We start from the raw sequence: 22,948 nt of genomic DNA on the forward strand, positions 1-22,948 counted from the left end.
GCGATTGTCCTCGGCTTCCCGATCGTGTAGGGAGCGACCTTCCCTGGACCACATGACGGATGTTTCCATGAGCGGCTTCGACCTCACCCTTTTCGACTGCGACGGCGTGCTCGTCGATTCCGAGATCATCGCCGCCAAGGTCGAGTCCAAGCTCCTGACGGAAGCGGGTTATCCGATCTCGGTCGAGGAAATGGGTGAACGCTTTGCCGGCATGACCTGGAAGAACATCCTGCTGTCGATCGAAAAGGAGGTCGACATTCCCTTGTCGGCAAGCCTGATCGACAAATCGGAACAGCTGCTCGACCAGCGGCTGGCGCGTGAAGTCAAGGCGATCGAGGGCGTGCAGTATGCGCTCTCGCGGATTACCGGCCCGCGCTGCATCTGCTCGAACTCGTCGTCGCAGCGCCTCGACATGATGCTGTCGAAGGTCGGCCTCAAGGAGTTCTTCGCGCCGCATATCTATTCTGCCAAGGATCTCGGCGCCGATCGCGTCAAGCCGAAGCCGGACATCTTCCTGCATGGCGCAGCACAGTTTGGGGTGAGCCCGGGCAAGTGCATCGTGGTCGAGGATTCCGTTCACGGCGTGCATGCCGCCCGCGAAGCCGGAATGCGCGTCGTCGGCTTTACCGGCGCATCGCACACCTATCCCTCGCATGCCGACAAGCTGACCGATGCGGGTGCGGAAACGGTCATCGCGCGTATGCAGGACCTGCCGGGCGTGATCGCCGCCATGGCGGAATGGGAAGGCGTATTCTGAGCGCTGACGGCTTTGCCATCAGGTTTTGATCACGTCCTGATCGTCAGGGCGCCCGGCAGAATTTCTGCGATGAAGGCGCCGGAGATCGGCGCCTCGCCGTCCACGTCGACCGGAAACCGGGCGGGATCGCGGGGCCTCACCTCCACACGTCTTGCCTTGTGAAAACTGAGGAGCGGATGGCCGACATGGCCGGCCTTGTGCAGGCGGCCCAGTAAATTCAGAAGGCCGAGCACCTTCTCCTCGCGCATCACGGCCACCTCGAACATGCCATCGGCGACATTGGCCTCGGGGGTGATGTGCATACCGCCGCCGAACCATGCGCCATTGGCGATCGCGACCAGCGCCAGCCGCCCCTGATGCACCAGCATGCCGTCGACCAGGACTTCGAAATCATACGGTCGGTAGCGCAGGATGGCGAGTGCCGAATGGACGAGGAAGCGCAGCGGGCCGTTCAGAAACCGTCTGCGGCCTGGGGCATTGACGGCATCGACGATCTCGCCGGAAATGCCGACGCTGGTGATATTGGCGAAATGACGCCGCTGCTCGGCACCGGCCGCATCGCGCGAGATCAGCAAACCGGCGTCGATCCGGCGCAGCGGAGCGCCTGCGATGTGCTCGGCAAGGGCTGTCGGATCGGTCGGCAGGTTGAAGTTTCGGATGAAATCGCAGCCCGTGCCGATCGGCAGGAAGGCGAGCGGCATGTCAGGGCGGCTCGACCCCAGCACGCCATCGACGACGTCGCTGATCGTGCCATCACCGCCGGCGACCAGAAGAAGATCATAGGGGCCGGCGGCCAGTTCGCGGGCGAGACGCCGCGCATCTCCGCTGGAGCGGCTCTCATGGATCTCCAGGTCTGGAAAACGGGTGCGGAAGGCGGCAAGCAAAGGCGCCCATTGCTGCTGGCCGGAACGGCCACCCGCAATGGGGTTTCTCAAGACTGCAATTTTCAATCAGGCCTCCCCCCGAGAGCCATTCCTCGCGGATGCCTCCCCCTCTCCGTAGCGGCCCGCGCCCCCGCGAAAGCGGGCAAGGCCGCGCCACCGGTAACAGGCTAGCATTCCCGGATTGAAGAGAGCAAGCAAGCGGGTGGGACGGCGCCGCCGCTTCAACAAGATACGACAGGAGCGATCAGTCCCGCCGTTGACGATGTGTCGATGCGATGTGGCGATCGGTCAGTCGGGGCTGACCGAAGAGCTTTTCGCGCAGCGGTCCATCACGGTACTCCGTCTTGTAGAGGCCGCGCTCCTGCAGGCGCGGGACGACGAGCTCGATGATATCGTCGAAACATTCCGGCACGACCGTGCGGGAGAGGTTGAAGCCGTCGACGCCGGTGTCCTCGACCCAGTCCACCAGCCATTCGACCACCTGGTCGGCCGAAGCGACCAAGGGCTGCTGGCGGCTGCCGAGCACCATCTGCTCGATCAGCTTGCGCTTGGTCCATTGCGGCCCTGCGGCGCGGTCCATGGCCTTGATGTTGGAGGTGATCGCCTGGCTCTTTCCCGTCTCGACGGGTTCGTCCATGTCGAACTTGTCAAAGTCGATGCCCATGGAAGCGGCCGCATGGGTGAGCGCTGCCTCGGAGCTGACGTAACGCTTGTAATCCTCGAACTTGTCCTGTGCCTCCTTCTCGGTGCGGCCGGTGACGATGGTGGCGCCGAGGAAGACCTTGATGTCGTCGCCATGCCGGCCGATCGCTCCTGCCCGGGTCCGGATATCGGTGACGATCTCGCGCACGCCCTCCTTTTTCTGGCCGTTGACGAAGACGCATTCGGCATGGGTGGCGGCAAACTGGCGGCCGCGCGGCGAAGAGCCGGCCTGGTAGAGCACCGGCGTGCGCTGCGGCGAGGGTTCGCAGAGGTGATAGGCCTCCACCTTGTATTGCCGTCCATGATGGTGGACGGGGTGGACGCGTGATGGATCGGCATAGACCTTCGCGGCCTTGTCAGCGACGACGGCGCCATCCTCCCAGCTGCCTTCCCAGAGCTTGTAGACGACTTCCATATATTCGTCGGCGAGATCATAGCGATCATCATGGGCCATCTGACCATCGAGGCCGATGGCACGCGCCGCGCTGTCGAGATAGCCTGTGACGATGTTCCAGCCCATGCGGCCGCCGGTCAGGTGATCCAGCGTCGCCATGCGGCGGGCAAAGAGGAATGGCTGCTCATAGGTGAGGTTGGCAGTGACGCCGAAGCCGAGATGGCGGGTCACCGAAGCCATGGCGGGGACCAGCATCATCGGGTCATTGACCGGCACCTGCACGGCACCGCGCAGGGCCGGCGCCGGGCTGCCGCTCAAGACGTCATAGATGCCGACGACATCGGCCAGGAAGATGCCGTCAAAGAGGCCTGCTTCCAGGCGCTTGGCATAGTCGGTCCAATAGGAGAGGCTGTTGTATTCCATCGACCGGTCGCGCGGATGGGACCAGAGGCCCTGCTGGATATGCCCGATGCAGTTCATGTCGAATGCGTTGAAACGGATCTCGCGTGTCACGTTTTCTTCCCTCAGCCACGGCAAGACAAGCGCGATGGCTTGCCAATGCCTCGTCCCCTATCGTATTCTTTCGTCCACTATAGAAGACGCACACGCAGGTTTTGGCAAGGGTGTAGATGAGCGAGACTGCAAGACGGATCGAAAGCTATGACGAAAGCCGGCAGGCGCGCGCGATTGCCGAGCGCATTCGGGCCGAGCGTGACATCCGGTCGTGGTCGCTGGCCGAGCTTTCAGCCCGCTCTGGCGTTTCCAAGGCGATGATCAGCAAGGTGGAGCGCTGCGAGGCGAGCCCGACGGCCTCCGTGCTCGGCCGGCTGTCCGGAGCCTTTGGCCTGCCGCTTTCGGTGTTGCTTGCCATGGCGGAACGCGAGGGTGACCGCCTTGCCAGGCGGAGCGACCAGCCGGTCTGGGTCGACCCGGAGACGGGCTATTCGCGCCGCACCCTTTCGCCCCCGAACAGCGGGCAACTCGAACTGATCGAAGTGGTCTTGCCGGCGGGTGTGCGCGTCCCCTATCCGGCCTCCGCCTTCAGCTTCCAGCACCAGCAGATCCATGTCCTGGAGGGAGAGCTCGACTTCGTCGAGGGACCACGAAGCCACCAGCTTTCGGCCGGCGACTGCCTGCAGCTCGGCGCGCCTGAAGACTGCGTCTTCGTCAACGGCAGTGACAGGGCGACACGTTATCTGGTGGCATTGACGCGGCGGGGATAGGCGCCGGAAAGCGAACCCGGCGCCCTCTTCCGGAACTTACTTCTTCTTCGGCTGTTCGAAACCGATATAGACGCGGGTCATGCCGGAGACATTGCCGGGGATCGTGACAGCGCGGCTGTAGACGAACTGGACCGGCGTGTTCACGTCGGCGATCGTGACTGGATACTGCTCGAGTTCGTTGGACACTTCCTGGCCGCCATCGACTACGGTGACGCGGACCGGCAGATTGATCGTGCCGGCCTTGCCCTGGGGACCAGAAACGAGGCGCCCCTGGATCAGCGCATTGACGGTGAGCGTCGTGTCGGTCCGGGAGCATGAGCGCGTCGAGTCGGCAAAAGACGCCTGGAAGACGACCTGTTCGGCATCGCCGTCCTTGCCACGGACGTAGGAGCGGTACACGGCTGTGCTGTCAGTCAGCGAAATCTGCGGGCAGAAGCCCTGAACGAAAGCCTGCTGGTCGGTGGCGACCGCTGGCGTGGCGGCGGGCGTTGCCGCTGCCGGATCGGAAGAGGAAAGGCCGAGGCTGCTGCCAAGACCGCCGGCATTGCAACCGGAGAGAACCATCATCAGCGAAACGGCGACAACACCGCGCGACACGTTTACAGACACGAGACTTCACCTTCCGCATGCTCGGCCAAAGGCCGAAAAACAGTCAAACTTGAGGCTTTTCAGCGCCCTCGCGGATGGTCTATACCAGCGGCCACGAGAAAAATCGATTGGGTAGCCGGCAATTTGAGTCAAAATTCGATTGCTCCGCAACAGCCGGACCACAGGCGGCCGTGGCCAAGGCCACAGACGATTGCCGGGCTTGCGAAATCCTGGCCGGCGCACTGGCGCAAACGGGCAAACCTCTTTATCGGAAACGCCATAGGTTTGGCGGCGCTTCGGCTCCGACCATTTGAACTATAGGGATAAGCGACGTGGAATATGTTTCGACCCGCGGCGAGGCCCCGAGCCTCGGCTTTTGTGACGCACTTCTGGCAGGCCTTGCCCGCGACGGTGGACTTTACGTTCCGCGCGAGTGGCCACAGATGTCGAAAAAGGCGATCCGTGGCCTGCGTGGCAAGTCCTATGAGGACGTCGCCTTCGAGGTGCTGCTGCCCTTCACCAATGGCGAGATCGAGCCCCAGACCTTCCGGGCGATGATCGACGAGGCCTATGCGACCTTCAAGCATCCGGCCGTCGCACCGCTCGTGCAGACCGGGCCGAATTCCTTCGTGCTCGAACTTTTCCACGGCACGACGCTCGCCTTCAAGGACGTGGCGATGCAGCTGATCGCCCGGCTGATGGACCATGTTCTGGAACAGCGCGGCGAACGGGCGACCATCGTCGGCGCCACCTCGGGCGACACTGGAGGTGCTGCGATCGATGCCTTTGCCGGCCGCGCGCGGACCGACATCTTCATCCTCTTCCCGCATGGCAAGGTCTCGCCGGTGCAGCAGCGCCAGATGACCTCGTCGACGGACGAAAACGTGCATGCCATCGCGCTCGAAGGCAATTTCGACGACTGCCAGAACCTGGTGAAGGCGATGTTCAACGACGGCGCCTTCCGTGACCGGGTCAGGCTTTCGGGCGTGAATTCGATCAACTGGGCCCGCATCATGGCGCAAGTGGTCTACTACTTCACATCCGCCGTTGCTCTCGGCGCTCCCGATCGCAAGGTGTCCTTCACGGTGCCAACCGGCAATTTCGGCGACATCTTTGCCGGTTACGTCGCCAAGAAGATGGGCCTGCCGATCGACAAGCTGGTCATCGCCACAAACGACAACGACATTCTGGCGCGCACGATGAAGACCGGGCGCTACGAAATGAAGGGCGTTTCGGCAACCACTTCGCCGTCGATGGATATCCAAATTTCCTCCAACTTCGAACGCTTGCTGTTCGAAGCCTATGGCCGCGACGCATCCGCCATCCGCTCGTCGATGGAGGGGCTCAAGCAGTCCGGTGCCTTCGAGATCAAGCCCGAGGCCCTGAAGTTCATCCGCAAGGATTTTCGCGCCGGACGCGCGACGCAGAAGGAAGTGGCAAAGACGATCCGCGCCGTTCTCGACGAGACTGGCTATCTTCTCGACCCGCATACGGCCGTCGGCGTGCATGTCGCCAAGAAATTCGAGAAGCCGCAAAGCCCCATGGTGGTGCTTGCCACCGCGCATCCCGCCAAGTTCCCCGCGGCAGTAAAATCGGCCTCCGGTATTGACCCCGCGCTTCCGGCGTGGCTTGCTGATCTGATGGACAGGGAGGAGCGCTTCGAAGTCCTGCCCGCGGAACTGAAAGCCATCGAAAGCTTTGTCAGTGAACATGCGAGGGCAGTCAGATAGGAAGCGCGGAAAGACGAACCATGAATGTTGAGTGCACCCGGCTTCCTTCGGGTTTGACTGTAGTAACCGAGAATATGCCGCATCTTGAAAGCGTGGCACTCGGCACCTGGATCAAGTCCGGCTCGCGTAACGAGACCGAAGCAGAGCATGGCATTGCGCATCTGCTCGAGCATATGGCGTTCAAGGGCACGAACAAACGTAGCGCCCGCCAGATTGCCGAGGAAATCGAGAATGTCGGCGGCGAAGTGAACGCCGCGACGTCGACCGAGACCACCTCCTATTACGCCCGCGTGTTAAAGGACAATGTCCCGCTCGCGGTCGATATTCTCGCCGACATCCTGACCGACAGCGTCTTCGACGAAGAGGAACTGGAGCGCGAGAAACACGTGATCCTGCAGGAAATCGGGGCTGCCGACGACACGCCGGACGATGTGGTCTTCGACCGCTTTTCCGAACAGGCCTATCGCGGCCAGACCATCGGGCGCAGCATTCTCGGCACTCCGGAGACGGTCAAGTCGTTCTCGAGCGACCAGATCCGCGCCTATCTCTCGCGCAATTACACGACCGACCGCATGTTCGTCGTGGCTGCCGGCCGGGTCGATCACGATGCCTTCGTCAAGCAGGTGGAGCAGCGCTTCGCCTCCCTGCCGACAAAGCCGTCTGCGACCCCGGTCATGGATGTCGCTCACTATACAGGCGGCGAAGCGCGCGAGGAGCGCGACCTGATGGACACACAGGTCCTGCTCGGCTTCGAGGGCAAGGCCTATCACATGCGGGACTTCTACTGCTCGCAGATCCTTGCCAATATCCTGGGCGGCGGCATGTCGTCGCGGCTCTTCCAGGAAGTGCGCGAGATCCGCGGTCTCTGCTACTCGGTCTATGCCTTCCACTGGGGCTTTTCCGACACCGGCATCTTCGGCATCCATGCCGCGACAGGCGGCGAAAACCTGCCGGAACTGGTGCCCGTCATCATCGACGAATTGCGCAAGGTCTCCGACCATATCGACCAGCAGGAGATCGAGCGGTCACGGGCGCAGATCCGCGCGCAGTTGCTGATGGGCCAGGAAAGCCCTGCTGCACGCGCCGGCCAGATCGCCCGCCAGATGATGCTCTATGGTCGGACTATTCCGAACCAGGAAATGATGGAACGGCTTGCCGGCATCACCACCGAACGCCTGACCGATCTCGCCGGACGCCTGTTCTTCGACACCACGCCGACGCTTTCCGCGATCGGCCCCGTCGATCACCTCGTTCCGCTCGACGACATCAGGGGCGCTCTCAACACGCAGCCAGCAGGCGTCCGCAAGGCCGTAGGCTGACTGTCGCGGACGCTGAACTCGACCGGCGGAGACCTCCGCCGGATTTCGCTCGGGGATTGACGATGACGCGCTCGGTCTTTCGGTTTCTGTCCCGGCAGTCGGACATGCCGGAGCTCCACGGCGAACGGCATATGCTTCGTCTGCCGCGGTTCCGCGATTTCGAGCCATGGCACCAGTTGCGGCGGGAAAGCCGCGCCTTCCTGCAGCCCTGGGAACCCACCTGGCGCGCCGATGAACTGACCGAGCGGGCCTTCCGACAGCGCGTGCTGCGTAATGAACAGGAATTTCACTCAGGCCTGGCCGTGCCCTTCTTCCTGTTCGACCGGGAGGAAAACACCTTGCTGGGCGGGCTCACCGTCGGTCTCATCCGCCGGGGTGCCGCACAAAGCTGCATGATCGGCTACTGGATGGGCGAGCGCCATTCGCGGCAAGGCCACATGTTTGCCGCACTTCAGCTGGCTATTCCCTACATCTTCGGGCCGCTCGAGTTGCACCGTATCGAGGCAGCCTGTATTCCGGACAACGTCAACAGCCTGAGGCTACTCGAAAAAACGGGATTTGAGCGGGAAGGTCTTTTGCGCGACTATCTGAAAATCAACGGGGAATGGCGCGATCATCTGCTGTTCTCCCGGATCGGCGCCCCCAAGGCGCGGAACGGCAAGACGTCCTCATGAGCAAAACCGAACCCCTTTCGCGCGCCTCGCTTCGCCTGGCTGCCCTGTGCCTGGCTGCGCTTGCCGCACTGTTCGTCACACTTGGCGCCACCGCGGCGCTTGCGGTTGAACCGGTCAAGATCGCACGGGACGACAATGCGCTGGATCTGACCGCCACCACCGAGATCTATACGAACCAGGGGGAGGCCTTCCAGGTTTCGACCGCCGCTGGTGGCGACGGCATTCGCCGGCGTATCGAAGTGCGGTCGAGCGCACCTGAACACCAGGGCGACTGGGCAGTCTTCGCGCTCGCCAATGTTTCCGAGGAACAGCTGGAGCGCGTGATCGTTGCGCCGCATTTCCGTCTTTCCGGCTCCAGGATGTTCTGGCCGGACCTCGGCTCGCAGCGGATCATGGCGATCACACCATCGGAAGGCTTTGCGCTCGACCGCGTGCCGGGGCCGGATGCCGACGTCTTCCGCATCACGCTCAATCCCGGCACCGTGATCACCTTCGTCGCCGAACTCGCGACGCCCGAACTGCCGCAGATCTATCTGTGGGAGCCCGACGCCTACAAGGACACGGTCAACGCATTCACCCTTTATCGCGGCATCGTGCTCGGCATTGCGGGCCTGCTTGCGGTCTTCCTCACCATTCTCTTCGTCGTCAAGGGCACGTCGATGCTGCCGGCGGCCGCGGCGCTCGCCTGGGCGGTGCTCGCCTATATCTGCGTCGACTTCGGCTTCCTGGAAAAACTGATCACCCTCACCTCCTCCGATATCAGAATATGGCGAGCGGGCGCCGAGGTGGCTCTCGCCTCCTCGCTGGTCATTTTTCTCTTTACCTATCTCAACCTCAATCGCTGGCACGTGCATCTGGGCTACGCCACATTCGCCTGGATGCTGGGTCTCACCGTGCTCTTCGGCGTGGCGATCTTCGACCCCTCGATCGCGGCCGGCATTGCCCGGGTTTCCTTTGCGCTGACAGGCGTTGTCGGCATCGGCCTGATAATCTATCTCGGCTTCAATCGCTATGACCGCGCGGTGCTCCTGGTGCCGACCTGGGTGCTGATCCTCGTCTGGCTGTTCGCCGGCTGGATGACCGTGACCGGCCAGCTCGACAACGACATCATCCAGCCCGCACTCGGTGGCGGCCTCGTGCTGATCGTGCTTCTGATCGGCTTTACGGTCATGCAGCATGCCTTTGCCGGCGGCGCTTATCAGCAGGGCCTGTTCTCCGACCTGGAGCGCCAGTCGCTGGCGCTGACCGGTTCCGGCGACACCGTCTGGGACTGGGACGTGGCGCGCGACCGCGTGGTGACGAGCCCTGATGTCTCGATACGTCTCGGCCTGTCGCCGGGCACCATGCACGGCCCTGCCCGCAACTGGCTGCCGCGCCTGCATCCCGACGATCGCGACCGTTTCCGCGCCACGCTCGACGTGCTCTTAGAACATCGCAAGGGACGGCTCAGCCACGAATTCCGCATCCGCGCAGAAGATGGCCACTTCCACTGGCTGAAGATCCGCGCCCGTCCCGTGCTGGGTTCCAACGGCGAGGTCATCCGCTGTGTCGGCACGATCATCGACGTGACCGAGCAGAAGAACTCGATCGACCGGCTGCTCGTCGATGCCATGCATGACAATCTGACGGGACTTCCGAACCGCGAGGTCTTCCTCGACCGGCTGCAGGCAATCCTGTCGCTCGCCTCGACAACCGACAATGTACGGCCGACCGTGCTTGCCATCGATATAGACCGCTACAAGCAGGTCAACGACGCGCTCGGCATTGCCGCCGGCGACAACATCCTGATCGCGATCACGCGGCGCCTGCGCCGTCTCTTGAAGCCGCAGGATACGCTGGCACGGCTTTCGGGCGACGAATTCGGTCTGATCCTGGTGTCCGAACGCGACCCCGGCAAGATCGCCGACTTCGCGGACGCGGTTTCCAAGGCGATCATGGTGCCGCTCAATTTCGCCAACCGGGAAATCAACCTGACGGCCTCGATCGGCCTCGTCTCCTGGGTAGACCAGCAGGAAAGCTCGGCGAGCTTGCTCGCCGATGCCGAGCTTGCCATGTTCCGGGCGAAACGCGCCGGCGGCAATCGCGTGGAGCCCTTCCGCCCGGCCTTCCGCACTGTGAGCACCGACCGCCTCCAGCTGGAAACGGATCTGCGCCGCGCCATCGAGCGCAAGGAGCTGTCGATGGCCTACCAGCCGATCGTCAAGCTCGCCAATGGGGAAATCGCCGGCTTCGAGGCGCTGATGCGCTGGGACCACCCCAAGCGCGGCACGATTTCGCCGACCGAATTCATTCCGATCGCGGAAATGTCCGACCTCATCGAGCCACTCGGCATGTTCTCGCTGGAACGGGCAGCCACCGACCTGATGGACTGGGAGCGCCACACTGGCGAACTGCCGATCTTCGTCTCGGTCAACCTCTCTTCCGCCCAGCTGATCTCCAGCGAAATCTATAACGACGTGCGCGCTCTTCTCGTGAAAACCCAGTGCGACCCGAAGCGGATCAAGCTGGAGCTGACCGAATCCGTCGTCATGGAGAACCCGGAACAGGCGCGCCTGATGCTGGAGAAGCTGAAGGATACGGGCATCAGCCTGGCGCTCGACGATTTCGGCACCGGCTATTCGTCGCTCGCCTATCTCACCCGCTTCCCCTTCGACACGATCAAGCTCGACAAGGCGCTCGTCTGCGACCAGTCCGACAAGAAGTCGGTCCTCTTGCGCTCCGTCGTCTCGATGGCGCGCGGGCTCGACATGCAGGTGGTGGCCGAGGGCATCCAGACCGACCAGGATGCCGCCGACCTCGCAATGATGGGCTGCGACTTTGGCCAGAGCTATCTCTTCGGCCCGCCGCTTGGATCGGAATCGGTGCTGCGGTTGCTCAAGGAGCGGTTTCCGCTGATGAAGCGGGCGTGAGGCTGCAAAGGCTTACGTGCGCTGGAGAGCGACGTGAAGGCCAAGCCCGACGAGGATTGCGCCCCCTGCCCTTTGCAGATTGCGTTGCAGGGATGAGACCCGCGCCAAACGTTTGGTGACCATGCTCGCCGCCATCACGCAGGCGATGTCGGCGACCGTGAACATCGCGTTGACCGTCGTGCCCAGGATGACGAATTGCAGCCAGACGGGAAAGGCTGCGGCCTGATCGATGAACTGCGGCAGGAAGGCGAGGAAGAAGATCGCCGTCTTCGGATTGAGCACTTCGACCAGCATGCTCTCCACGAAGGCCCGCCGTCCGGTTTTCGGTGCAAGCGTCATCTCTTCACCGCCCCCCTGCGATCGAGCGGCACGGAACATGCGTATACCGAGATAGATGAGATAGGCAGCGCCGGCGAGCTTGACCGCCAGATAGAGCGTGGGCACCAGATGGAAGAGAACCGACAGACCCACTGCCGCGGCCGCCACATGCACATAGCAGCCAAGGTGGATGCCAAGCGTCGCCATCATCCCTGCCCGCCGATCCGCGGCCAGGGTGCGGGCTGCGACGTAGAGCATGGCGGGACCGGGAATGAAGGCAAAGACGGCCGTGGTGACGAAGAAGGCGAAGAGGATCTCGACGGCAGGCATGGGATGGGCCTCACTTTGATCTGAGCATGATGGCCAGACGCATGCGACATTGACCTCTCAGGTGGAAAGATGCAAGCCTTGCAACCGGTGCCAACGACAGCGCATGGGCCAGTTCCGCAGGATTTGCCGGTCCAGATCGTGCAAGACTTCCGACGAATTCAAGCACGACAGAGGGTTCTCATGCATCACCAGAAAGCCTATCACGACCGTCTCGATCGGGTCCTCGACTACATTTACGCCCATCTGGGCGAGGATCTCTCCTTCGACAGTCTAGCGGAAGTCGCCTGCCTATCGTCCTATCATTGGAGCCGGATCTATTCGGCCATGCGCGGAGAGACAGTTGTCGCAACGATCCGGCGGCTGAGGCTCCAGCGTGCGGCGGATCAACTCGCGAATTCCGATGCGGATATCCAGGCCATCACCCGGCGTGCCAGTTACAGTTCCAGTGACAGTTTCGGTCGGGCATTCAAGGAGACCTTCGGGACGAGCCCGGCTGCTTACCGCGAGATGCGGCTCGCATGCCGCGTTCAAGGCCGCAAGCATGGCCAGCGACGGCAGTCGCTTTCCCGTGACGGTGGAAACCTTGCCGGAGCGGCGTTGCGCCGGGATCGATCACACAGGGTCTTACATGAAGATCGACCATGCCATGGGCAAGCTGTTTGCTGAACTTGTCCAGCGCCGCCTCCTACCGGCGGAACCTGCCATGATCGGCGTGTTTTTCGACGATCCCGATCTCGGACCCGAACATGCCTTGCGTTCGCGGGCCTGTTTGCCGATACACGTTTCGGTTGCCATCGATACGCCGCTGGTGGAAACGGTTCTGCGCGGCGGGTGCTAGGCGAAGCTCAGCTACAAGGGCCCCTATGCCGACATGCGGAGTGCCTATCGTTGGCTGCTCGGCGTTTGGTTGCCCGCCTCGGGTTACGAGCCCGATGATGCGCCTATATTCGAAGCTTATCTCAACGACCCGCGTCACGTGCCACAAGCGGAACTGCGCACCGATATTCATCTGCCTCTGAAAGCCGTAGCATGACTGTGCCGCCTGTGCCGGACGAAATTTGCCGCGCACTCTCTCGTCACCCGGAAATTGTGCGGGAGCGTCTCCTCGAGATCCGCCAATTGATCTTCACGGTCGCGGCAGAGATCGGAGATGTCGGCCCTCTGACGGAAACGCTCAAATGGGGCGAGCCCGCTTACCTGACCGAGGTCAGCCGAAGCGGAACCACCATTCGGCTGGGCGCCACCAGAGAGGCGCCCCATGACAGCGCGCTGCTGTTCAGCTGCAAGACAAGCCTCATCGCCATGTTCCGCACCGCATTTCCGGACGAGTTCACGTTCGATGGAAACCGTGCGCTCATAATCCCTGCCAACCGCGCGATGCCTTACACGCCGTTGCTCTTCTGCCTGAATACAGCTCTGACCTATCATCGGCGGAAGGGAACGGGCTCTCGCAGCCAACGGTCGAACAAAATCGAGGAAGCCTAGTTCTCAAGCGTGCCCAGCATCCATCGACAGCATCGCGGGATTGATGCCCATCAGGGCCAACGCGCGATCATATTTGTTGTCAAGGCAGCGGTCGAAGATCAGGCTTTCGGTGGGGGCGCAATGCAGCCAGCCATTCTGGGCGATTTCTTCTTCCAGCTGGCCAGGCCCCCAGCCGGCATAACCGAGCAGCATGGTGGCGTGGCGGGGGCCGCGGCCGTCGGAGATGGCGCGGACGATGTCGAGGGTCGCGGTGAGCGAGATGTCGTCACTGACGGGGATGGAACTGTCGGAGAGGTAATCGTCGGAATGCAGCACGAAGCCGCGGTTCTGCTCCACCGGGCCGCCGCACTGGATGGGGAAATGGCGGGCGTGGTCGGGCAGCATGATGGCGTCGTTGCGGTCGATCAGTTCCAGATGCAGCAAAAGGTCGGCAAAGGTCACCGACTGCGAGCGGTTGATGATGAAGCCCATGGCGCCGGCATCGGAATGGGCGCAGATATAGACGACCGCGCGGGCAAAATTGCCGTCTGCCATGCCGGGCATGGCGATCAGCAGGTTACCATCCAGGAAACCGCGTTCTCTCAGACTGGTTTTCGACGACAATGCCATGCCCGCCTCCTTGGTTTGCCACTTGGGCAATCGGCTTCATGCGTGGTTCAGATGTGGTCTCTCATTCAAGATGGGGCAGAAGCGGATTGCGATCAACCCAAAATGATGACCATGAAGCAAGCGTGACTGGCCAAGGCTGCTGCGATCTTCTAGAGCCGGATGCATGATCTCCAGGACAGATACAGACATGTCTTTTTCCCGCCTGTTCCAAGCGCTCTGCCCTACTCGTCTGACGCCGTTCGCGGCAATCCTCGGCATGCTTTTTATGCTGCCCGCCTTACCGCTGATGGCTGCGAGTAGCGATTGGGCAGTCAACGAAGGCGGGCGGATGCGGCTGATCCTGTTGCCCGAGGGCACCGATGGTCTGCGTCAGGGAGCGCTGGTGATCGAGCCGAGCCCCGGCTGGATCACCTATTGGAAGGAGCCGGGCGATGTCGGCATTCCTCCCGCCATCAAACCCGCTCCCGGCGCTTCCTACACCGTCGACAGCATCGGCTTCCCCGTGCCGAAGGTGCTGATGAGCGGCGACATGATCGATGTCGGATACGATCATGCTGTTACCCTGCCGATCACCCTCAAGAATGCGCCAGACACGGCCGGCGTGACGCTCAACGCTTTCGTCGGCGTTTGCCAGAATATCTGCATTCCGTTCCAGGCCGATCTCACCGTACCGCCGGATACAGGCGGCGTCAGCGATCCGGCGGCGGCAGCGCTCGTTGCTGCAGCGCTTGCACAGATCCCGCCCGGGCCCTCAGAGGAATTTCACATCGTTGACCACAAGCTGAGACACGATGCCAAGGAGCTCGTCGTTCGGGCAGTCCTGCCGGAGGGGTCGACGGCAACCAAGGTCTTCGTCAGCGGTCCGAGCGGCCATGTCTTCGTCAATGCCGAAGTCACTGCCGGGACCAGCGGCGAGACGATCCTGACCATGCCGATCGGCAAGCTGCCGAAGAAATACAAACTGGCCGGCAAGCGCTGGGGCATTCTGATCGTGAGCGCCGATCGCGCGATGGAAACCACGCTTGCCTTCGACTGACCCGATCCTATATTCGCGTCATCGCCGCACGGAGGGGTTCCGCGGGGCGCAACGCGAGCGAGGACGACATTCATGACCATTGCCATCGGCGACAAGCTGCCTCAGGCCACCTTCAAGGAAAAGACCGTGGACGGACCGGTGGAGATCACCACCGAAAACCTGTTCGCCGGCAAGAAGGTCGTCGTCTTCGCCGTCCCCGGCGCCTTCACGCCGACCTGCACACTGAACCACCTGCCCGGCTATCTGGAAAACCGTGACGCTCTGATGGCGCGTGGCGTCGACGACATCGCCGTGATCGCCGTCAACGACTGGCACGTCATGGGCGCCTGGGCGCAGCACTCCGGCGGGATGGGCAAGATCCACTTCCTCGCCGACTGGGATGCCGGTTTCACCAAGGCACTCGGCCTCGATGCGGATCTTTCCGCCGGGGCGCTCGGCGTGCGCTCCAAGCGCTATTCCATGCTGGTCGAAGACGGCGTGGTGAAGAGCCTCAACATCGAAGAAAATCCCGGCCAGGCGACCGTGTCGTCGGCCGCCACGATGATCGAGCAGCTCGGCGCCTGACGGAACTGCCCTTCATTCAGAACAGGAGGCCCGGGAAACCGGGCCTTTGTCGTTTTCAGTGGGCGAGATCGAAGACGAGAATCCCGGCCAGGCCGCCATCCGTGGCGCCGACGATCCTCTCGCCGACCTCCACATGCTTGGGATGTTTGAGATAATAGTCGCGGACCATCTCGTCCTCGAAGGTCACGATGAAGCCGTCATTGTAGCCGCCGCTCAGGCCTTCCGGCGAGACGTTGGGCCCCGACTTCACCTCCAGCATGCCTGGCACCACATCCTTCAAATCGGCAATCGCCGCATAGATTGCCTGCTTCTCGGCCTCCTGAACGGCGGCCTTGAAGCGCAAGAATACGCAGTGCTGGATCATGGATGTCTCCCCGTCGGTTTGGTTTTGACGCGAGCATAGGGGCAACGGGGGAAAGGGCAAGTGGGGGCGGCCCCGCGCCATCCGCCTCCGAGCGGTCATTTCACCAGAAGCGACCGCCCAAAACCCGACGTCTTGAAGGGCTCCATGCCACGGCGGGCGAGCTCGTCGGCGCGTTCGTTTTCCGGATGGCCGGCATGGCCCTTGACCCAGTGCCACTTGACCTTGTGGCGCTGGTTGGCGACATCAAGCGCCTGCCAGAGTTCACCGTTTTTCACAGGCTTGCGGTCGGCGGTCTTCCAGCCGTTCTTCTTCCAGCCGAAGATCCATTTGGAAATGCCGTCCATGACATATTTGCTGTCGGTATAGAGATCGACCTCGCAAGCGTCTTTCAGGGCATTCAACGCCGTGATGGTGGCGAGCAGTTCCATGCGGTTGTTGGTGGTGTCTGCCTCGCCGCCGAAGAGTTCCTTCTCGGTCTCGCCGTAACGCATGACCGCACCCCAGCCGCCGGGACCGGGATTGCCCGAGCAGGCGCCGTCTGTGTAGATTTCGACATGTTTCATGCGATCAGTCCGTATTCGGAGGCATTGGTGACGGCGCGGTGGAAGCGCAGCTTCTTCAGATATTCGAGCGGGTCCTTCTTGACCACCAAGGCGCCTGCCGGCGTCGTCAGCCAGTCATAGAGGCGGGTGAGGAAGAAGCGGAGTGCAGAGCCGCGGCAGAGGATCGGCAGTGCTTCGATCTCGGCGGCCGAGAGCGGGCGCACCGACTGGTAGCCCTCGATCATCGCCTTGCCTTTGGTGATGTTGTAGGCGCCGTCCTTTTCGAAACACCAGGAGTTCAGGCAGATCGAGAGATCGTAGACCAGGAGATCGTTGCAGGCGAAGTAGAAGTCGATCAGGCCGGAGAGCTGATCACCGAGGAAGAAGACGTTGTCCGGGAAGAGGTCGGCATGGATGACGCCTGCGGGCAGATCCTTCGGCCAGTGGATAGCGAGGACATCGAGTTCCGCGCCGATCTCGGCCTCAAGCCCCTCCTCCACTTCGTCGGCCCGGCCCTCGGACTTGGCCCAGAGGATTTGCCAGCCTTCGAGGGAAAGCGCGTTCGGCCGCGTGAGCTCGAAACCCTCGCCGGCGATGTGCATCTTTGCCAGCGCCGCGCCCACTTCGCGGCAATGCTGGGCCTCGGGCTTTCTCAGCCACATGCCTTCGAGGAAGGAAATCAGCGCCGCCGGACGGCCGGAAAGTTCGCCGAGCAGTTCTCCATCCTGGCGCGGCAGGGGCAGCGGACAATTGAGCCCGCGCTCCGACAGGTGATGCATCAGGCCGAGGAAGAAAGGCAGGTCGGATTTCTCGACGCGCTTTTCATAGAGCGTCAGGATCAGCGGGGACTTGGACGTATGGAGCAGGAAGTTGGAATTCTCGACGCCTTCGGCGATGCCCTTGTAGGAGAGCAGTTCTCCAGCGTCATACTGCGCGAGAAAGGCCTTGAGGTCGATTTCGTTGATGTCGGTATAGACTGCCACAGGTTCAGGTTCCGTGCCGCTTCGGGAATGAGAGCAGTCCTATAACGGGTGCGGCGCGCATGCCAGCCCCGCAGCGACACGGGGCACAGGAAATGGGGCGGATGGTGCACGCGCAATGCGCATCATTCAACAACCTACCCCACCGCCTCAGGAATTTTACGCTTCCCTAATTCTATCCCGTTAGCCTTTCCTGTAACGATGATCGGGATGCGCCAGTATGGATCTGCCGGACACTGCCAAGATGGCGCATGATTTTGCCGCGGCGATGAGCCATGCGCTCATAGTCGTCGATGGCAATGGTGCAATCCGCTTTGCCAATCCAGCCTTTTGCGACATGTTCGACTATCGGGAGGACGAGGTTCTCGGCCAGCCGATTACGCTGATCATTCCCGAGCGCATGCGCGGTGCCCATACCGCCGGCATGGCCAATGTGGCGGCCGGGGCCAAGCCCGGTCTGGCCGGAAAGGCCGTCGAAGTATGCGCGCTGAAGCGGGATGGCAGCGAATTTCCGATCGAGATCACGCTCGCGACCTGGACCGACGGTGGCGGCTTCTGGGCCGGCGCCACGATCCGCGACATATCGGAGCGGCGCGAGCGGGACGCCCGGTTGATGCGCCTTGCGTCACACGACACCCTGACAGGCCTGCAGAACCGCCACGAATTCATGACGGTTCTTGGCGACAAGCTCTCCGTGGGCAGACCGTGCACCCTACTGCTCCTCGACCTCGACGGCTTCAAGGACGTCAACGATATGCATGGACATGCCGTCGGCGACAGCCTGCTGCAGGCCGTGGGCGTGCGGCTTCCCTATCTCCTCGGCGAGAAGGCTGCCATCGGCCGCCTCGGTGGTGACGAATTCGGTGTGCTGCTGCCCGACTGCGGCGATCCACGCCTCGCCCAGAAACAGGCAGCACAGATCCTCGATGCCTTCCGCAAGCCCTTCAGCCTTGGTGGCCTGGAACTCGAACTCGGTGCCAGCATCGGGATCGCCATCGCGCCGCTTCATGGCGGCGAGGCGGAGGAGCTGTTAGCCTCTGCCGACTTCGCGCTCTATCGGGCAAAGGCGGCCGGCGGGCGCGCCTATCGCTTCTTCGAGATTTCCATGCGCAACGAGAGCCAGGCGAAGCGCGACATGCGCGACCGCTTGCGCCGCGCCCTGCACCTCGGCGAACTCGAACTCTATTATCAGCCGCAAGTCGAGCTTGCGACCCGCAGCGTGGTGGGCTTCGAGGCTCTCATTCGCTGGAACCATCCGGAGCGCGGCCTCCTGCTGCCCGGCGTGTTCCTGCCTTCGCTGGAGCAGAGTGCGCTCGCATCCGAGATCGGATGGTGGACGATCGACGAGGCATGCCGGATGGCGGCCGAAATCAATGGCAAGGACGGGAGCTATCGCATCGCCGTCAATCTCTTTGCCCAGCAGTTCCGCGCACCGCAACTGTGCGACAGGGTAGCGGAGGCGCTGGAGCGCCATGGCGTGGCCCCGGAATGCCTCGAGCTCGAGGTGACCGAAGAAGTCGCACTGAATGACGAAGAAGCGAGCCTGCAGAGATTGAAGGCCATCCGCGACATCGGCGTCGGCGTCGCCTTCGACGATTTCGGAACCGGATTCGCCTCACTGAGTTCACTGCAGCGCTATCCCCTGACGACGCTGAAGATCGATCGCGGCTTTATCCGCGACATCCGCAAGTGCCCGTCGGACGCAGCCATTACCCGCGCGCTGGTCGCGATGAGCCGTGAAATGGGGTTGCGCACCGTGGCAGAGGGCATCGAGACACCCGAGCAGGAGACCCTGTTGCGGGAGATCGGCTGCCAGGAGGGTCAGGGCTATCTCTTTGGACGACCTATGCGCGAACAGGACGCGATCGCCTCTCTGGCAGCGGCCGAGACGGCGCCCGCGACGAGCAAGGCAAAACGCATCTGACACGGGACGGCACGCTTACGCTCAGCCGTTGACCCAGGCCATGTCCTCGCGTGTCAGTTCGACATCGCGCAGTTCCCGATTAACGAGGAAATGTTCGTTTTCCTCCGCCGTGATCGCCAGTTCCACCTTGGCGTCGAAGCGCTCGCGAAAAGCGTCGATGATCTCGTCGACGATGACCTCGGGCGCGGAAGCGCCGGCGGAAATGCCGAGCGTGCCAATCTCGCCGACACCGTCCCAGTCGATCTCGGAGGCCCGCTGCACCAGCAGAGAGCGGGTGGCCCCTGCCCTCAAGGCCACTTCGACAAGGCGCTTGGAATTGGACGAATTCGGCGCACCGACGACGATGAAGAGATCGCAGCCGGGAGCTGCGTGCTTGACGGCTTCCTGGCGGTTGGTGGTCGCGTAGCAGATGCTGTCGGCCGAGGGCGCCGTCAGGTTCGGGAAGCGCTCCCTGAGCCGGGCAATGACGCCGGCAGTATCATCAACCGAGAGCGTGGTCTGGGTGACGTAGCCGAGATTGTCAGCGTCGAGCGGCTGATAGGCGTCCGCGTCCTCGACCGTCTCGACGAGGGACACGGAGCCTTCGGGAAGCTGCCCCATGGTGCCAATCACTTCCGGATGGCCGGCATGGCCGATCAGGATCACGTGGCGACCGAGGCGCTGGTGGCGCATGGCCTGCTTGTGCACCTTCGAGACCAGCGGGCACGTGGCGTCGAGATAGAAGAGGTTGCGGCTCGCGGCATCCTCCGGCACCGACTTCGGCACGCCATGGGCGGAGAAGACCACAGGCTGCTGGCGATGCTCCGCCGGGATCTCGTCGAGTTCCTCGACGAAGATTGCGCCCTTGGCCTCCAGGCCTTCGACGACATAGCGGTTGTGGACGATCTCGTGGCGCACATAAACCGGGGCCCCGTAGCGCTTGAGCGCCAGAACGACGATCTGGATGGCACGATCGACTCCCGCACAGAAGCCGCGCGGGCCGCAGAGCCTAATCGTCAAAGGAGGGCGGTTCATATGCATGTTCATCGGGTCAGCCAGCAATCAGGACAGCGATAATGGCGAGCGCCGCGGGCAGAGCCTGGATGACGAAGATCTTCCGCGAGGCCGTCGCTCCCCCATATAGGCCCGCGACCAGCACACAGCCAAGGAAAAACAACTGAATTTGTGTGCCGAAGGCGACATCCGGATGCAGCAGGCCCCAGATCAGGCCGGCCGCGAGGAAGCCGTTGTAGAGACCCTGGTTGGCGGCCATGACCTTGGTTGCTGCCGCCTGCTCGGGCTTCATGCCGAAGGCGCGGCGGCCGATGGGCGTGGTCCAGAGAAACATCTCGAGGATCAGAATATAGACGTGTTCGAGGGCGACGAGTGCCACGAGCGTGGAGGCGAGATAGGACATGCAGTTTCCTCGGCACGGCGGTCTCTTCGCCGTCTTCATTTGGCCGTTCTAGCGGAAAATCTTCCGTCGCTCTATCGGGATTTCCGACGGATCAGGCCCGCAAGCACGACCGCCACCAGGGCAAAAGCAAGGCCGTACCAGGTGATGACATATTGCAGATGGTTGTTGGGCAGGTCGATCTGGGTCACGCCGCCTTTGGGCAGGCCGCCTGCGACCGGGGTCGCATCGGCATCGAGGAAGAAGGGCAGGACGCGATCAGCCGGCAGGTCGACGGACGCTGCCATGCGGGCGCGGTCTTTCCAGTAAAAGATGTTCGCCGTCTCATCATTGTCCGGAACCAGCGAGGACGGTTTCTCTGTGAGTTCCGCGCGAGCGAGACCGGTGACCGTCTGCTCACCCTGGACGAAGCTCTCCGGACGGGTCTCCGGCTCCTTGCGGTCATAGGGCACGAAGCCGCGGTTGACGAGGATATAGCGACCGTCAGCGAGCTCCAGCGGCGTGTAGAGGTAGAAACCCGACTGGCCCTGGAAAGTCGCGAGGAAGTGGCGTTCCTTGTCGTTCAGGTACCGGCCAGTGGCTGTGGCATGGCGGTAGTCGACCGCTTCACCTGATGTCAGCAGGCGTTCCAGTTCCGGGATATCGACAGGGGCGGCGGTGCTGCGTTGCTGGATGTCGGCAAGCAGGGCCTCCTTCCAGTGCAGGCGGTTGACCTGCCATGTGCCGAGCGAAATGAGGATGAAAAGGGCGACGGGCACGATGACCAGAGCGGCCCAGAAGCGCCACGTGCGGCGACCCGTCTCGGCCCCCTCGTCGATCCGCGTGTCAGCCACGGTCGATCACTCCCTGGGACGCATTGTGCTTGTATTGAAGCGCGATCAGCAGCGCCTTCAGGAAGCGCATGAGCCAAAGGGTAAGCGCCACGCCGAGGGGTGCGAAAACGAGGATATGGAGCCACATCGAAGGTTGATAAGTCAGTTCCACCCAGACCGCGAACCCGACGACCAGCAGGTCGGCCAAGAGGATGACGAAGATTGCCGGGCCGTCGCCAGCATCCACCCAGGAGAGATCCAGACCGCAGGAATTGCAGCGTGCCTTCGGCTTGGTGAAGCCGTCGAAGAGCTTGCCATTTCCGCAGCGCGGGCAGGATGCCGTGAGTGCCGCCTTGACCGGATCCACAGGCGGAAATTTCGCATTGTCTTCGGTCATCGGCTCTCTCCTGTTTGATGCGGCTCGTCCCCGGCAACCCATAGAGCATGCGAGAGTTCCCTCCCAGTGCTCGATCGTCGCATGGCTGAAAACACAAAGGGCGGCTTTCGCCGCCCTTTGATCAAACCCTGCCCAGATCAATGGGCGAGCGGTGCGCCCCAATCGCCCCAGATGTAGATGGCGAAGAAGAGGAACAGCCAGACGACGTCGACGAAGTGCCAGTACCAGGCGGCAGCTTCGAAGCCGAAATGCTGCTGCGGGGTGAAGTGCCCGGCGAGCGCACGGAACAGGCAGACGATCAGGAAGATCGTGCCGACCAGAACGTGGAAGCCGTGGAAGCCGGTCGCCATGAAGAAGGTCGCGCCATAGATAGAATTCGTGAAGTCGAACGGCGAGACTGCATACTCATAGGCCTGCACGAAGGAGAACAGGGCGCCGAGCAGCACGGTCAACAAGAGACCGTAGACGAGTCCCTTGCGATCATTGTGCAGCATCGCATGGTGGGCCCATGTCACGCAGGTTCCCGACAGCAGCAGGATGACAGTGTTGTAGAGCGGCAGGTGCCAGGGATCGACAACCTCGATGCCCTGCGGCGGCCAGGTGCCACCGGTGAACTCGACGCGGCTTGCCTGGATCGCTTCATTGGCGAAGAGGCTGGCGTCGAAGAAGGCCCAGAACCAGGCGACGAAGAACATCACTTCCGACGCGATGAACATGATCATGCCGTAGCGCAGGTGAAGCGATACTACGCGGGTATGATGGCCCTCGTGAGCCTCCTTGATGGTATCGGCCCACCAGGCGAACATCGTGAAGAGCACGATGGCAAGGCCGATGTAGAAGAGCCACGGGCTGGCAAAGTTCATGCCGAACAGGTTCAGCGAACCGCCATTCAGGTAGCGCATGTAGCCGACGCCACCGAAGGTGAGGACGAAGGCGCCGATCGAGGCCAGGAGCGGCCAGGGGCTCGGATCGATGATGTGGTAGTCGTGGTTCTTCTGGTGCGCTTCGGCCATT

General features: G+C 62.4%; 24 protein-coding genes and 1 pseudogene. 12 read left to right on the forward strand and 13 right to left on the reverse strand.

Going from position 1 to position 22,948, the window contains the following annotated elements:
- Positions 1-67 precede the first annotated feature (67 nt).
- Positions 68-757, forward strand: coding sequence for an HAD family hydrolase (locus E9677_RS00295; protein WP_136556111.1), 690 nt, complete (start codon positions 68-70; stop codon positions 755-757).
- Positions 758-786: 29 nt separating this feature from the next.
- On the opposite strand, the gene E9677_RS00300 is transcribed toward E9677_RS00295, so the two are convergent.
- A complete protein-coding gene (locus E9677_RS00300) occupies positions 787-1,707 on the reverse strand; it encodes a diacylglycerol/lipid kinase family protein (RefSeq protein WP_136556112.1) in 921 nt (306 codons plus the stop codon).
- Positions 1,708-1,885: 178 nt separating this feature from the next.
- A complete protein-coding gene (locus tag E9677_RS00305) occupies positions 1,886-3,250 on the reverse strand; it encodes an LLM class flavin-dependent oxidoreductase (RefSeq protein ID WP_136556113.1) in 1,365 nt (454 codons plus the stop codon).
- Between the two features lie 116 nt (positions 3,251-3,366).
- On the opposite strand from E9677_RS00305, the gene E9677_RS00310 reads away from it, so the two are divergent.
- Entirely contained in the window at positions 3,367-3,960 is a 594-nt protein-coding gene (locus E9677_RS00310; RefSeq protein WP_136556114.1) for a helix-turn-helix domain-containing protein, read from the forward strand.
- A 36-nt stretch (positions 3,961-3,996) separates the two neighbouring features.
- Here the strand turns inward: E9677_RS00310 and E9677_RS00315 are convergent, their stop codons facing one another.
- On the reverse strand, positions 3,997-4,569 hold the full coding sequence (locus E9677_RS00315; protein ID WP_136556115.1) for a hypothetical protein: 573 nt from the start codon (positions 4,567-4,569) through the stop codon (positions 3,997-3,999).
- A gap of 302 nt (positions 4,570-4,871) precedes the next feature.
- On the opposite strand from E9677_RS00315, the gene thrC reads away from it, so the two are divergent.
- From thrC to E9677_RS00335, 4 genes are all read left to right on the forward strand, one after another.
- Positions 4,872-6,278 (forward strand): threonine synthase, encoded by a 1,407-nt coding sequence (gene thrC, locus E9677_RS00320; protein WP_205910105.1) that lies wholly within the window; start codon positions 4,872-4,874, stop codon positions 6,276-6,278.
- Between the two features lie 20 nt (positions 6,279-6,298).
- Positions 6,299-7,597, forward strand: coding sequence for a M16 family metallopeptidase (locus tag E9677_RS00325; RefSeq protein WP_136556117.1), 1,299 nt, complete (start codon positions 6,299-6,301; stop codon positions 7,595-7,597).
- Positions 7,598-7,659: 62 nt separating this feature from the next.
- On the forward strand, positions 7,660-8,271 hold the full coding sequence (locus E9677_RS00330; RefSeq protein ID WP_136556118.1) for a GNAT family N-acetyltransferase: 612 nt from the start codon (positions 7,660-7,662) through the stop codon (positions 8,269-8,271).
- Complete coding sequence (locus E9677_RS00335) at positions 8,268-11,180, forward strand: EAL domain-containing protein (RefSeq protein ID WP_136556119.1); 2,913 nt, start codon at positions 8,268-8,270, stop codon at positions 11,178-11,180. The genes E9677_RS00330 and E9677_RS00335 overlap by 4 nt, the downstream gene beginning before the upstream one ends.
- A gap of 12 nt (positions 11,181-11,192) precedes the next feature.
- On the opposite strand, the gene E9677_RS00340 is transcribed toward E9677_RS00335, so the two are convergent.
- A complete protein-coding gene (locus tag E9677_RS00340) occupies positions 11,193-11,828 on the reverse strand; it encodes a LysE family translocator (protein ID WP_136556120.1) in 636 nt (211 codons plus the stop codon).
- Positions 11,829-12,152: 324 nt separating this feature from the next.
- Here E9677_RS00340 and E9677_RS25460 point away from each other — a divergent pair, with 324 nt between their 5' ends.
- The 3 genes and pseudogenes from E9677_RS25460 (at position 12,153) to E9677_RS00350 (ending at position 13,313) form a co-directional block, all read left to right on the forward strand.
- The gene (locus E9677_RS25460) at positions 12,153-12,494 is read left to right on the forward strand and encodes a helix-turn-helix domain-containing protein (protein ID WP_235882857.1); all 342 of its coding nucleotides are present in this window, start codon (positions 12,153-12,155) and stop codon (positions 12,492-12,494) included.
- Positions 12,403-12,861 (forward strand): annotated as a pseudogene (locus tag E9677_RS25465) (AraC family transcriptional regulator). Before E9677_RS25460 ends, E9677_RS25465 begins: the two are co-directional and overlap by 92 nt.
- Positions 12,858-13,313 carry a DUF1801 domain-containing protein gene (locus E9677_RS00350; protein ID WP_168801083.1) on the forward strand — a complete coding sequence of 152 codons (456 nt, stop codon included), beginning with the start codon at positions 12,858-12,860 and terminating at the stop codon, positions 13,311-13,313. The pseudogene E9677_RS25465 and the gene E9677_RS00350 overlap by 4 nt, the downstream one beginning before the upstream one ends.
- Positions 13,314-13,316: 3 nt before the next feature.
- Here the strand turns inward: E9677_RS00350 and E9677_RS00355 are convergent, their stop codons facing one another.
- On the reverse strand, positions 13,317-13,922 hold the full coding sequence (locus tag E9677_RS00355; protein WP_136556121.1) for a YqgE/AlgH family protein: 606 nt from the start codon (positions 13,920-13,922) through the stop codon (positions 13,317-13,319).
- A 187-nt stretch (positions 13,923-14,109) separates the two neighbouring features.
- Between E9677_RS00355 and E9677_RS00360 the strand changes: the two genes are divergently transcribed.
- Together E9677_RS00360 and E9677_RS00365 are read left to right on the forward strand one after the other, a co-directional pair.
- Positions 14,110-14,958: a protein-disulfide reductase DsbD domain-containing protein gene (locus E9677_RS00360; protein ID WP_136556122.1), complete on the forward strand. Its 849-nt coding sequence runs from the start codon at positions 14,110-14,112 to the stop codon at positions 14,956-14,958.
- Positions 14,959-15,030: 72 nt separating this feature from the next.
- On the forward strand, positions 15,031-15,522 hold the full coding sequence (locus E9677_RS00365; RefSeq protein ID WP_136556123.1) for a peroxiredoxin: 492 nt from the start codon (positions 15,031-15,033) through the stop codon (positions 15,520-15,522).
- A gap of 55 nt (positions 15,523-15,577) precedes the next feature.
- On the opposite strand, the gene E9677_RS00370 is transcribed toward E9677_RS00365, so the two are convergent.
- The 3 genes from E9677_RS00370 to E9677_RS00380 form a co-directional block, all read right to left on the reverse strand.
- Positions 15,578-15,886: a Dabb family protein gene (locus E9677_RS00370; RefSeq protein ID WP_136556124.1), complete on the reverse strand. Its 309-nt coding sequence runs from the start codon at positions 15,884-15,886 to the stop codon at positions 15,578-15,580.
- A 95-nt stretch (positions 15,887-15,981) separates the two neighbouring features.
- Entirely contained in the window at positions 15,982-16,449 is a 468-nt protein-coding gene (rnhA, locus tag E9677_RS00375) for a ribonuclease HI (RefSeq protein WP_136556125.1), read from the reverse strand.
- Positions 16,446-17,411, reverse strand: coding sequence for a homoserine kinase (locus tag E9677_RS00380; RefSeq protein WP_136556126.1), 966 nt, complete (start codon positions 17,409-17,411; stop codon positions 16,446-16,448). The genes rnhA and E9677_RS00380 overlap by 4 nt, the downstream gene beginning before the upstream one ends.
- 217 nt (positions 17,412-17,628) lie before the next feature.
- On the opposite strand from E9677_RS00380, the gene E9677_RS00385 reads away from it, so the two are divergent.
- The gene (locus tag E9677_RS00385) at positions 17,629-19,332 is read left to right on the forward strand and encodes a putative bifunctional diguanylate cyclase/phosphodiesterase (RefSeq protein WP_235882818.1); all 1,704 of its coding nucleotides are present in this window, start codon (positions 17,629-17,631) and stop codon (positions 19,330-19,332) included.
- Between the two features lie 21 nt (positions 19,333-19,353).
- On the opposite strand, the gene ispH is transcribed toward E9677_RS00385, so the two are convergent.
- The 5 genes from ispH to E9677_RS00410 all read right to left on the reverse strand — a co-directional run bounded on the left by ispH (position 19,354) and on the right by E9677_RS00410 (position 22,947).
- The gene (ispH, locus tag E9677_RS00390; RefSeq protein WP_408014681.1) at positions 19,354-20,352 is read right to left on the reverse strand and encodes a 4-hydroxy-3-methylbut-2-enyl diphosphate reductase; all 999 of its coding nucleotides are present in this window, start codon (positions 20,350-20,352) and stop codon (positions 19,354-19,356) included.
- 10 nt (positions 20,353-20,362) lie between these two features.
- Positions 20,363-20,728 carry a DUF1304 domain-containing protein gene (locus E9677_RS00395; protein ID WP_136556128.1) on the reverse strand — a complete coding sequence of 122 codons (366 nt, stop codon included), beginning with the start codon at positions 20,726-20,728 and terminating at the stop codon, positions 20,363-20,365.
- A gap of 71 nt (positions 20,729-20,799) precedes the next feature.
- On the reverse strand, positions 20,800-21,543 hold the full coding sequence (locus E9677_RS00400) for an SURF1 family protein (protein WP_168801127.1): 744 nt from the start codon (positions 21,541-21,543) through the stop codon (positions 20,800-20,802).
- A gap of 7 nt (positions 21,544-21,550) precedes the next feature.
- Positions 21,551-21,934: a DUF983 domain-containing protein gene (locus E9677_RS00405; protein WP_136556130.1), complete on the reverse strand. Its 384-nt coding sequence runs from the start codon at positions 21,932-21,934 to the stop codon at positions 21,551-21,553.
- A 137-nt stretch (positions 21,935-22,071) separates the two neighbouring features.
- Positions 22,072-22,947, reverse strand: coding sequence for a cytochrome c oxidase subunit 3 (locus tag E9677_RS00410; RefSeq protein WP_136556131.1), 876 nt, complete (start codon positions 22,945-22,947; stop codon positions 22,072-22,074).
- Position 22,948: the final 1 nt, after the last annotated feature.

This window comes from Peteryoungia rhizophila, assembly GCF_004912145.1.
GTDB lineage: Bacteria > Pseudomonadota > Alphaproteobacteria > Rhizobiales > Rhizobiaceae > Allorhizobium > Allorhizobium rhizophilum.

Coding starts and splice junctions, on each gene's coding strand:
- E9677_RS00350 (WP_168801083.1), top strand. CDS start 12,858: ATGACTGTGCCGCCTGTGCCGGACGAAATTTGCCGCGCACTCTCTCGT.
- E9677_RS00355 (WP_136556121.1), bottom strand. CDS start 13,922: ATGGCATTGTCGTCGAAAACCAGTCTGAGAGAACGCGGTTTCCTGGAT.
- E9677_RS00335 (WP_136556119.1), top strand. CDS start 8,268: ATGAGCAAAACCGAACCCCTTTCGCGCGCCTCGCTTCGCCTGGCTGCC.
- ispH (WP_408014681.1), bottom strand. CDS start 20,352: ATGCATATGAACCGCCCTCCTTTGACGATTAGGCTCTGCGGCCCGCGC.
- E9677_RS00295 (WP_136556111.1), top strand. CDS start 68: ATGAGCGGCTTCGACCTCACCCTTTTCGACTGCGACGGCGTGCTCGTC.
- E9677_RS00325 (WP_136556117.1), top strand. CDS start 6,299: ATGAATGTTGAGTGCACCCGGCTTCCTTCGGGTTTGACTGTAGTAACC.
- E9677_RS00370 (WP_136556124.1), bottom strand. CDS start 15,886: ATGATCCAGCACTGCGTATTCTTGCGCTTCAAGGCCGCCGTTCAGGAG.
- E9677_RS00405 (WP_136556130.1), bottom strand. CDS start 21,934: ATGACCGAAGACAATGCGAAATTTCCGCCTGTGGATCCGGTCAAGGCG.
- E9677_RS25460 (WP_235882857.1), top strand. CDS start 12,153: ATGCGCGGAGAGACAGTTGTCGCAACGATCCGGCGGCTGAGGCTCCAG.
- E9677_RS00395 (WP_136556128.1), bottom strand. CDS start 20,728: ATGTCCTATCTCGCCTCCACGCTCGTGGCACTCGTCGCCCTCGAACAC.
- E9677_RS00385 (WP_235882818.1), top strand. CDS start 17,629: ATGGATCTGCCGGACACTGCCAAGATGGCGCATGATTTTGCCGCGGCG.
- E9677_RS00330 (WP_136556118.1), top strand. CDS start 7,660: ATGACGCGCTCGGTCTTTCGGTTTCTGTCCCGGCAGTCGGACATGCCG.
- E9677_RS00310 (WP_136556114.1), top strand. CDS start 3,367: ATGAGCGAGACTGCAAGACGGATCGAAAGCTATGACGAAAGCCGGCAG.
- E9677_RS00365 (WP_136556123.1), top strand. CDS start 15,031: ATGACCATTGCCATCGGCGACAAGCTGCCTCAGGCCACCTTCAAGGAA.
- E9677_RS00360 (WP_136556122.1), top strand. CDS start 14,110: ATGTCTTTTTCCCGCCTGTTCCAAGCGCTCTGCCCTACTCGTCTGACG.
- E9677_RS00410 (WP_136556131.1), bottom strand. CDS start 22,947: ATGGCCGAAGCGCACCAGAAGAACCACGACTACCACATCATCGATCCG.
- rnhA (WP_136556125.1), bottom strand. CDS start 16,449: ATGAAACATGTCGAAATCTACACAGACGGCGCCTGCTCGGGCAATCCC.
- E9677_RS00340 (WP_136556120.1), bottom strand. CDS start 11,828: ATGCCTGCCGTCGAGATCCTCTTCGCCTTCTTCGTCACCACGGCCGTC.